At 70.8% G+C, this 9,560-nt stretch carries 9 protein-coding genes and 2 pseudogenes; 9 read left to right on the top strand and 2 right to left on the bottom strand.

What is annotated here, in order from left to right:
* The 4 genes and pseudogenes from GTW40_RS18760 to GTW40_RS18745 all read left to right on the top strand — a co-directional run.
* Nucleotides 1-648, top strand: a pseudogene (locus GTW40_RS18760) (ATP-binding protein); the annotation flags it as partial.
* 204 nt (nt 649-852) lie between these two features.
* On the top strand, nt 853-1,326 hold the full coding sequence (locus GTW40_RS18755; protein ID WP_161181352.1) for a single-stranded DNA-binding protein: 474 nt from the start codon (nt 853-855) through the stop codon (nt 1,324-1,326).
* 421 nt (nt 1,327-1,747) lie between these two features.
* On the top strand, nt 1,748-3,070 hold the full coding sequence (locus GTW40_RS18750; protein ID WP_161181354.1) for a Cys-Gln thioester bond-forming surface protein: 1,323 nt from the start codon (nt 1,748-1,750) through the stop codon (nt 3,068-3,070).
* A 264-nt stretch (nt 3,071-3,334) separates the two neighbouring features.
* Nucleotides 3,335-4,345 carry a WYL domain-containing protein gene (locus GTW40_RS18745; RefSeq protein ID WP_161181351.1) on the top strand — a complete coding sequence of 337 codons (1,011 nt, stop codon included), beginning with the start codon at nt 3,335-3,337 and terminating at the stop codon, nt 4,343-4,345.
* A gap of 53 nt (nt 4,346-4,398) precedes the next feature.
* Here GTW40_RS18745 and GTW40_RS18740 read toward each other — a convergent pair whose 3' ends face one another.
* Nucleotides 4,399-5,358 (bottom strand): SDR family oxidoreductase, encoded by a 960-nt coding sequence (locus GTW40_RS18740; RefSeq protein ID WP_161181350.1) that lies wholly within the window; start codon nt 5,356-5,358, stop codon nt 4,399-4,401.
* Between the two features lie 142 nt (nt 5,359-5,500).
* On the opposite strand from GTW40_RS18740, the gene GTW40_RS18735 reads away from it, so the two are divergent.
* Entirely contained in the window at nt 5,501-5,806 is a 306-nt protein-coding gene (locus GTW40_RS18735) for a hypothetical protein (protein ID WP_161181349.1), read from the top strand.
* 88 nt (nt 5,807-5,894) lie between these two features.
* Nucleotides 5,895-6,260, top strand: a complete 366-nt coding sequence (locus tag GTW40_RS18730) for a hypothetical protein (protein ID WP_161181348.1) — start codon at nt 5,895-5,897, stop codon at nt 6,258-6,260.
* A gap of 129 nt (nt 6,261-6,389) precedes the next feature.
* Here GTW40_RS18730 and GTW40_RS18725 read toward each other — a convergent pair whose 3' ends face one another.
* On the bottom strand, nt 6,390-6,689 hold the full coding sequence (locus GTW40_RS18725) for a hypothetical protein (protein WP_343245738.1): 300 nt from the start codon (nt 6,687-6,689) through the stop codon (nt 6,390-6,392).
* Nucleotides 6,690-7,127: 438 nt separating this feature from the next.
* Here GTW40_RS18725 and ettA point away from each other — a divergent pair, with 438 nt between their 5' ends.
* From ettA to GTW40_RS18710, 3 genes and pseudogenes are all read left to right on the top strand, one after another.
* Complete coding sequence (gene ettA, locus GTW40_RS18720) at nt 7,128-8,792, top strand: energy-dependent translational throttle protein EttA (RefSeq protein WP_161181347.1); 1,665 nt, start codon at nt 7,128-7,130, stop codon at nt 8,790-8,792.
* A 7-nt stretch (nt 8,793-8,799) separates the two neighbouring features.
* On the top strand, nt 8,800-9,228 hold the full coding sequence (locus GTW40_RS18715; RefSeq protein ID WP_161181346.1) for a thioesterase family protein: 429 nt from the start codon (nt 8,800-8,802) through the stop codon (nt 9,226-9,228).
* Nucleotides 9,225-9,560 (top strand): annotated as a pseudogene (locus GTW40_RS18710) (hypothetical protein); the annotation flags it as partial. The gene GTW40_RS18715 and the pseudogene GTW40_RS18710, both read left to right, overlap by 4 nt.

The raw sequence follows: 9,560 nt of genomic DNA, 5'->3' as shown, positions 1-9,560 counted from the left end.
CGCAACGCCAACCGCGCCTGCGGTACGCCCTGGCTGCGATTGTGGCGCTGGTACCACGACCGGGGCGGTCCGCCCACCGGCAAGCTGGCGGTGCGTACGCCCGCCGACACGGAGGCCACGGCCCGCCAGCGCGTCGAACAGGCGGTCCGTACGGTGTCCGACCGCGCCTCGGCCGGGCTGCCCGCGCCCTGGGCGCAGGCGGTGCGCGAGGCGGCCGTACGGGGGTCGCAGGGGCTGTCGGAGTCGCTGGACGAGCTCGCGGCCGGGGCCGGACTCCCGTCGGGGCGCCCGCCCCGGCCCGGCTGGTGGCCGGTGGCCGTCCTCGTGCAGGCGGCGATGACGTTGCTCCAGGTGGTGGGCGGGCTGTGGCTCGCGGGGCAGATCGCCGGGGTTCTGGCGCCCAACCTGTGGTTTCCGGTGCTGCTGATGCTGTGCGGGATCGTCGGCGGGCCGTTGGTCGAGTGGGGCTGCCGGCTGGCGGCGCGAGGGCCGGCGCGGCGCTACGGCCAGGGCGCGGAGCGGCGGCTGCGGGAGGCGGCGGCGAGCTGCGGACGGGCTCGGGTGCTGGACCCGGTGGCGGCGGAGCTGTTGCGGTACCGGGAGGTGCGGGAGCAGTACGGAAAGGTGGTGCGGGCGGGGGCGGGGTGAGTGTTCCGGCCCGCCGCCCGCTCGTCGTCGGGAAGCCCCGTCACCCACTCGGGTGGCGGGGTTTTCCACAGGCCGGGAGGCGGTCCACAGTCCTCGGCGGGGTCGGCGGAGCGGGTGCAGTCTGGTCGCACGCAGGCCGTACGGGAAGGGCCCGTACGGGGGACGGCTCGGCGTTCGCGGGCGCCGGGTGAGGAGGGGTTCGGGATGAACGAGACCTTGGTGTGCGTGGTGGGCAATGTGGCGACGCAGCCGCTGTACCGGGACATGGCGGCGGGGCCGTCGGCCCGGTTCCGGCTCGCGGTGACCTCGCGCTACTGGGACCGGGAGAAGAGCGCCTGGACGGACGGACACACCAACTTCTTCACGGTGTGGGCCAACCGGCAGCTCGCGGTCAACGTGGCCGCGTCGGTGGAGGTGGGGCAACCGGTCGTGGTCCAGGGGAGGTTGAAGGTGCGTTCGGAGACACGGGAGGGGCAGCAGGGCTGGGCGTCGGCGGACATCGACGCGGTGGCGATCGGCCATGATCTGGCGCGCGGTACGGCGGCGTTCCGGCGCGCCGCCCGGCCGGACGCGCCACCTCGCGCGACACGTCCGGAACCGGAGTGGGAGACGCCGCCGGGCGAGGCGGTGGGGGAGGAGGCGGAGCAAAGTCCGGTCGAGGCGGCGGGAGTGACGTGATGTCAGTCCGGTTGGGCTGATGATGCGTCAGCTGCTGCGGGAGTGCGCGAGGTCGCCCGGAACGGAATCGCGGCTTATCGACGGATAGGTGCCGAACGCGCTGAACACGTGGAACGCGCCTGTTCTTTCACCTATCGACCGGTGTATTTGTCGACAAGCCCGGTTCGTTCTCAGTGTGCGCGATAACGATTGCGGCTCGAACGGCCTCCGGCGACCGGACCCGGCGAGTGCGGCCCGCCTTGATCCATAGGATGCCGGGCATGCCCTCCTGGGCAGCCGATTTCTGCTGGTGGGACCTTCCCCCACGTCCAACGGGTCCTGCTCGAAGGGGAATTCTGTGCTTGGTACGTTCTCTGGGATAACCCGGTCCGTCGTGCCCGCCCGTATCGGCGCGGTGGCCCTGGCCTCCGGCCTGGCGGCGATGGGTGTGCTGTCCGGCGCCGGTACGGCCCTGGCCGACGAGGCACCGCAGCCTCAGAGCGGGGCGACGGCCACGATCAACGGCCTCAAGACATACGGCGAAGCCGTGATCCACGAGGACGGCACCGATCTGACGGTACCCGCGGGCCTGTTCGAGATGTCCGTGGACGGCGGCGGCACCCTCCAGACGTACTGCGTCGACCTGCACAACCCCACCCAGCGGGACGCGCGTTACCAGGAGACGCCCTGGAGCGGCACGTCGCTGGGGACCAACAAGGAAGCCGGGCGCATCCGCTGGATCCTCCAGAACTCCTACCCCCAGGTCAACGACCTCGCCGCCCTCGCCCGCAAGGCCGGGGCGAGCGGGCTGACCGAGCAGGACGCGGCGGCCGGTACCCAGGTGGCCATCTGGCGCTACTCGGACGGCGCGAAGGCCGACGCGGTCAACGCGAACGCCGAGAAGCTCGCGGACTACCTGGAGAAGAGCGCGCGGAACGCGGCCGAGCCGCAGTCCTCCCTGACCCTGGACCCGCCCACCGTCTCCGGGCGCCCCGGGGGTCTGCTCGGGCCGGTGACCGTGCACACCAACGGCGGCACCGTGACGGTGACCCCGCCCTCGGACGCGGCCGCCGCCGGAGTGCGGATCATCGACAAGACCGGCAAGGCGGTCACCTCGGCGCAGGACGGCAGCCGGCTGTACTTCGAGGTCCCCAAGGACGCACCGGACGGCTCCGCCCAGCTGACCGTCCAGTCGTCCACCACCGTGCCGGTGGGCCGTGCCTTCGCCTCCGACTCCCGCAGCCAGACCCAGATCCTGGCGGGCTCCAGCGAGTCCACGGTCTCCGCGACCGCGAGCGCCACCTGGGCCGCCGTGGGTGCGATACCGGCGGTCTCGGCCCGCACGAACTGCGCCGAGGGCGGCGTGGACGTCACCGTCGCCGACAAGGGCGACCAGCCGTTCACCTTCGAGCTGATGGGCGAGGAGCACACGGTCCCGGCCGGAACCGCGACCACGGTCTCCGTCCCCCTCCAGGAGGACCGGAGCTACGACTTCACCGTCACCGGCCCGAACGGCTTCAGCCGCCGCTTCACCGGTGTCCTCGACTGCAAGACCCAGGGCATCATCACTACCAAGTCCGCCCAGACCCTGAGCGACCCCAGCCCGGTCGCACTCCCCGTCGACACCCCGCCCGGCACCGACCTCGCGGCCACGGGCGGCTCGGCGATCACCCCCCTGATCGCCGGAGCGGCGATCGGTTTCGTGGTGATCGGCGGAGCGGTGCTGGTGTTTCTGCGCGGGCGGGAGGCGCAGGCGGGGGAGTGACGGGAGCGGGATGAGCCCGGCCCCGGGCTCTCCCACGGCTCAATCGTCCCAGTCTTCGTCTTCCGCCCGGCCGACATCGCGGAAGACGGACTCGTACTCACCGCTTCGAACGAGGTGGTCGACGACCTCGACCATCGCGGGGATGCCACGGTCACGGACGATCAGCCCGTCCCGGACGTGGAAGAACTTGCCGTCCAGGGCTTCCCCGGTCTGCTGCCACCACCGGAGGCACTGGCCAGGGGTCGGGTCCGGGATCCTGGAGGCATGCGTGCCTCTCGTCTGATCCGTATGGCGCTGCTCGTGCAGTCGCGTCCCGGTGTGACCGCTGCCGATATCGCCCGGGAGCTGGAGGTTTCCGAGCGGACGGTGATCCGGGACGCCCAGGCGTTGCAGGACGCGGGGGTTCCGATTCGGTCCGAGCGGGGCCGGGCGGGCGGGTATCGGCTGGCGCCGGGGCATCGGACGCGGCTGACCACGCTGCATCCCAGCGAGGCGGAGACGCTGTTCCTGTCCGGTCTGCCCACGGCGCTGCGTGATCTCGGGCTGGCGGGGGCGGCGGACGCGGCTCGGCTGAAGCTGTCGGCGACGCTGTTGCCGTCGTTGCGGGAGGCGGCGGAGTCGTCGGTGCGCCGGTTCCACCTGGACGCCCCGGCGTGGTTCCGCGAACCGTCCGTACCGGAGCTGCTGCCGGAGCTGGCCCGGGCCGTGTGGTCGGACCGTACGGTCGAGCTGGCGTACGCGCGGCCGGGTCGGGACGGTGCGCCGTCGCGCACGGTGACCCGTCTGCTGGAGCCGTACGGGCTCGTTCTGAAGGCGGGGGTCTGGTACGTCGTGGGCCGTGTCCCGGGGGAGGGCGGGGACGGCGCCTGGCGTACGTACCGCGTCGATCGCGTGACCGCGCTGTCCCCCGCTCCCGGCCTCGACGAACCCTTCGTCCGCGACCCGTCCTTCGAGCTGGCCGTGCACTGGCAGGCGCATGCCGCCGGGTTCGCCCGGACCCTGCTGCGTACGACCGTCACCGTGCGTCTGACGGAGCGGGGGCTGCGTCGGCTGCCCGCCGTGGTGGACGCGGCCGGGGTCGGCGAGGCGCTGGGTTCGGCGACCGCGCCCGACGAGGCCGGGCGCGTCACGCTCGACCTGCCGGTGGAGTCGGAGGAGGTGGCTTTCGATCAACTGGCCGGGCTGGGCGCGGAGGTGGAGGTGCTGGCCCCGGCGGGCCTGCGCGCCCGCTTCCGTGAGCGGGCGCGGGCGCTTGCCGAGCTGTACGGCCTGTAGGACCTGCCCGGCCTGCCCAGCCCGCACGGCTTGTCCGGCGCGGAGGCGGGGGATCAGCGGTAGTCGTCCGGCGTGCCGGGCTTCCCGTCGAACCGGACCTCCTGGAAGTACGCCAAGGCGTCCGGTTGGCTGCCGTCCACGTCATGTACGCCGTAGACCTTGGCGAGTTCCGCGCTGGAGGTGGACTTCCGGTTCCAGCGGGCCGCCCGGTCCGGGTCGGCGGCGAGCGCGGCGACCGCGCGGGCGAGGTAGTACGGGGACTCGGCGATGGCGAAGTCCGGTTCCTGGGCGGTGGCGTCGCGCCAGTTCGCCTCCGTGACGCCGAAGTGGCCGAGCATCTGCTCCGAGCGCAGGAAACCCGGCGTCACGGCGACCGCCGCGCCCCCGTACTCCGCCAGCTCCTCGCCCAGGCCGAAGGCGATCCGGATCGGGGCGGTCTTCGCGAGGTCGTAGTAGAGGTTCTCGCGGTAGCGGCGGTTGAACTCCGCCGTCCCGTCGGTGACTTCCACCAGCAGTGGCGCGTCCGAGCGGATCAGCAGCGGGAGCGCGAGCGCTGCGGTGATCACGTGCGACCGCACCCCGAGCTCCAGGATGCGCAGGCCGTCCGCGAGCGGTGTCTCCCAGCTCTTCTTCCCGAACACCGAGCCGACGAGCAGGTGCTCGCCGCCCCAGAGGTCGTTGACGAGGATGTCCAGCCGCCCCTGCTCGCGGTCGATGCGCTCGACGAGGGCGCGTACCTGGTCCTCCTCCAGATGATCGGTGGGCACGGCGATTCCGGTGCCGCCTGCCGCGTCGACCAGCTCCGCGGTCTCCTCGATGGTCTCCGTGGCCCTGCCGACCTCGCTGACGCGGTCGCGGGTGGTGCGGCCGGTGACGTACACGGTGGCTCCGGCGCGGCCCAGCTCTACGGCGAGTGCGCGGCCGGCGCCTCGGGTGGCTCCGGCGACGAGGGCGATGCGGTGGGTGAGGGGGCGGGGGTGGTCGGTGTCCTGGGCGGTGATGTCGTTCTCCATGCCACCACCGTGCACGTCAAAGGTGACAATTCACGTCACCTTTTCCGGTCGGTTGGTCGGCTGGTTGAACACCTCCGGAACTCTGGGTGCCCCTGGCGCATCTTCGTCCCATCGGGTTCCGGTGGGCGCTACGGTGCGCGCTGTGGAGATACCCGACTGGTTCGCCTGGATGGCTCTCGGGCTGGCCGCCTTGCAGGTCCTGGGGCTTGTCCCCATCGCCCACCGATTGCGCGGGCCCGGTCCCGTGGTGCGTACCAAAGCGCGCCTGGACCTGTTGGACACCCTCGGCAACCTGCTGGCCCTCGGCGGCCTGTTCCTGGGGATTGCGGTGGCGGCATCGTGGTTCTGGCTCGGCCTCGTCGGTTTCGCGCTCATGACCACCGCCTACGCCGTGAAAGGCGTCCACCGCCTCCGCGCCCGCCGCGCCGGTCAGACGGCGGGCCGATGAGCGACGACTACCTCACGGTGATCCGACCGACCCGTACTGGCAGCCCAGCCGGGACGCGGGGGAGCGCGCCGCGGCCGTGATGTCCGGGATGATCCCCAGCGAGGCACGCCGTGGCCTGGAGGGCGAGTGGCACGACACCGTCGAAGTGGTCTTCTGCGGTTTCCGTTTCGGCGGGATCCTCTGCCCGCACTGCGGTGCGGAGCTGACAGCCAACTGGTGGGCCGACGCCGTCACGGCCCGCTACGAGGAGGGCTTCCGGACGCTCGTCGCTACGGTCCCCTGCTGCGGCGTCGAGACTTCGCTGAACGACCTGGTGTACGACTGGCCGACGGGCTTCGCGCGGTTCAGGATCGAGGCCGTGGATCCCGAACGGTCGTGGTTGACCGATGAGGAGCTGGCCGCCGTCGCGGGGGCGCTTGGGCATCCGTTGCGGCAGATTCTCATTCACGTGTAGTGCGGGGGCGGTCCGAGGTGGCGGCCGCCCGCGTCCTGGGGCGGATGGAACGGCGAGCCCGTTGCGGTGGGAGTCCAGCCCCGCCCCGACCGGCACAGGGCGTGGCTGTAGGCGCGGCGAAGCTCCAGGTCAGAAGCGGGCAGCCGCAGGCGGCGCGGGCTGCCGGGCCAGCCATACGTACCCCGCCAGTCCGAGTGAGCCGCGGACCATGAAGTCGGCCCACAGCCTCATGAGTCCAGCGGTGTCCTGCTCACCGCGCAGGGCCACCAGAAGGACCGATGCGGTGAGGACTGCCGCCACCGCGAGGGCCGAAAGGTAGGGGACGTGGCGACCGCGGTCGCGGCCCAGCCTTGTGCCCAGGAGCCCGGACGGGATCTGTACGAGCACGTGGAAGGCCACGCAGTGCGACAGCAGCACGGCGAAGATCACGACGAGGGTTACGTCCGCCGAAGGGGCGTCGGCCGGTGCCGCGCCGTAGACGTCGAGGGCCCACGCCGGCGGATCACGTAACTGAACAGCAGGATCGCACCACTCACATGCATGGCGCCGAGGTGGCGTCCGATCCGACGGAGAACGCTGCGCGGCGCGCCGCCGTCCACTCCGAGCGGACGAACAGTGCCTGTGTTCACTTGATCCCCCTGGTGTCGCCCGACGCCCCTCTTGTGTGAGCCGCACCGTACAGCTCCGGGTGCGAAGGGGCTCGACTGAGCCCCACTTCGCCGACGGCGACGGGTGTGCCGTCGCGATCAGCCGCGAACCCCCAGGTCACAGCCCCCCGACCTGACGAGTTTCCGCCCACCCCTGGCCGTACGGCAAGATGGGGTGTATCTGCCCACTGCCAGATTTCAAGCTGCCGGACGGTTTCTCTTGGCTGAGTACATCTACACCATGCGCAAGGCGCGTAAAGCGCACGGCGACAAGGTGATCCTCGACGACGTCACCCTGAACTTCCTGCCGGGAGCGAAGATCGGTGTCGTCGGACCGAACGGCGCGGGTAAGTCGACCGTCCTCCAGATCATGGCGGGGCTGCAGCAGCCGTCGAACGGTGACGCCTTCATCTCTCCCGGTTACAGCGTGGGCATCCTGATGCAGGAGCCCAAGCTGAACGACGAGAAGACGGTCCTGGAGAACGTCCAGGAGGGCGTCGCCGAGATCAAGGGCAAGCTCGACCGGTTCAACGAGATCGCCGAGCTGATGGCGACCGACTACTCCGACGCGCTGCTCGACGAGATGGGCAAGCTCCAGGAGGAGCTGGACCACTCCAACGCCTGGGACCTCGACGCCCAGCTGGAGCAGGCCATGGACGCGCTGGGCTGCCCGCCCGGCGACTGGCCGGTCACCACCCTCTCCGGTGGCGAGAAGCGCCGCGTCGCGCTCTGCAAGCTGCTCCTCGAGCAGCCCGACCTGCTGCTCCTCGACGAGCCCACCAACCACCTCGACGCCGAGTCGGTGAACTGGCTGGAGCAGCACCTGGCCAAGTACCCGGGCACCGTCGTGGCGATCACCCACGACCGGTACTTCCTGGACAACGTCGCCGAGTGGATCCTCGAGCTCGACCGCGGCCGCGCGTACCCCTACGAGGGCAACTACTCCACATACCTGGAGACCAAGCAGACCCGTCTGAAGGTCGAGGGCCAGAAGGACGCCAAGCGCGCCAAGCGGCTCAAGGAAGAGCTGGAGTGGGTGCGGTCCAACGCCAAGGGGCGTCAGGCCAAGTCCAAGGCCCGTCTCGCGCGTTACGAGGAGATGGCGGCCGAGGCCGACAAGATGCGGAAGCTGGACTTCGAGGAGATCCAGATCCCGCCGGGCCCGCGTCTGGGCAGCATCGTGGTCGAGGTCAACAACCTCTCCAAGGCCTTCGGCGACAAGGTCCTCATCGACGACCTGTCCTTCACGCTGCCGCGCAACGGCATCGTGGGTGTCATCGGCCCCAACGGCGCCGGCAAGACCACCCTGTTCAAGATGATCCAGGGCCTGGAGACGCCGGACTCCGGCTCCATCAAGGTCGGCGAGACCGTCAAGATCTCGTACGTCGACCAGAGCCGCGCGAACATCGACCCCAAGAAGACGCTGTGGGCCGTCGTCTCCGACGAGCTGGACTACATCAACGTCGGCCAGGTCGAGATGCCGTCCCGCGCCTACGTCTCCGCGTTCGGCTTCAAGGGCCCGGACCAGCAGAAGCCGGCCGGCGTCCTCTCCGGTGGTGAGCGCAACCGCCTCAACCTGGCGCTGACCCTCAAGCAGGGCGGCAACCTGCTGCTCCTCGACGAGCCCACCAACGACCTCGACGTCGAGACGCTGTCCTCCCTGGAGAACGCGCTGCTCGAGTTCCCGGGTGCGGCCGTGGTCGTCTCCCACGACCGCTGGTTCCTGGACCGGGTGGCCACGCACATCCTCGCGTACGAGGGTGAGTCCAAGTGGTTCTGGTTCGAGGGCAACTTCGAGTCGTACGAGAAGAACAAGATCGAGCGGCTCGGTGCCGACGCCGCCCGTCCGCACCGTGCCACCTACAAGAAGCTGACCCGGGGCTGATCTCACCTTGCGCCACATCTACCGCTGCCCGCTGCGCTGGGCGGACATGGACGCGTACGGCCACGTCAACAACGTGGTGTTCCTCCGCTATCTGGAGGAGGCCCGTATCGACTTCCTGTTCCGTCCGGACAAGGACTTCAAGCAGGGGTCGGTCGTGGCGCGACACGAGATCGACTACAAGCGGCAGCTCGTCCACCGGCACGCGCCGGTCGACATCGAGCTGTGGGTCACCGAGATCAGGGCCGCGTCCTTCACCATCTCCTACGAGGTGAAGGACGACGATCTCGTCTACGTACGGGCGTCCACCGTGATAGTCCCGTTCGACTTCGAGGCCCAGCGGCCCCGCCGGATCACCCAGGAGGAGCGGGAGTTCCTCCGGGAGTACACGGACGACGCCGACGCCGCCTCCACCGAGGAGGAGGCCGTCGCCGCATGACGGTGCTGCACCTCGCCGACGAGCGGGAGGCGGCGGACCTCGCCGCCTTCCTCTCCCGGCTGCTCCACTACGACCGTGGGGCCGCGGTGCGTCTCCAGGCCGCCGGGACCGCGCTCGCCGTGTTCGGCCGGCCGCCGTCCTTCGAGGTGCTCGCGGTGCGTGCGGTGCGGCTGTCGAAGCCGTACGAGAACGGGCTCGACGTCACCCTCGACCTGACCGTCTCCGCCGGGGAGTTCCTGGAGTCCGTGGACGAGCGTGCGGCCACGGCCGCCGTCCCGGCCGCGGTCACCGGGCCCCCGTGGGCCGGTGTGCTGCCGCCGCGCGGCGGCTGG

This window comes from Streptomyces sp. SID4985, from assembly GCF_009863025.1.
GTDB lineage: Bacteria > Actinomycetota > Actinomycetes > Streptomycetales > Streptomycetaceae > Streptomyces.
This window is presented reverse-complemented; position numbering and strand designations above follow the sequence as displayed.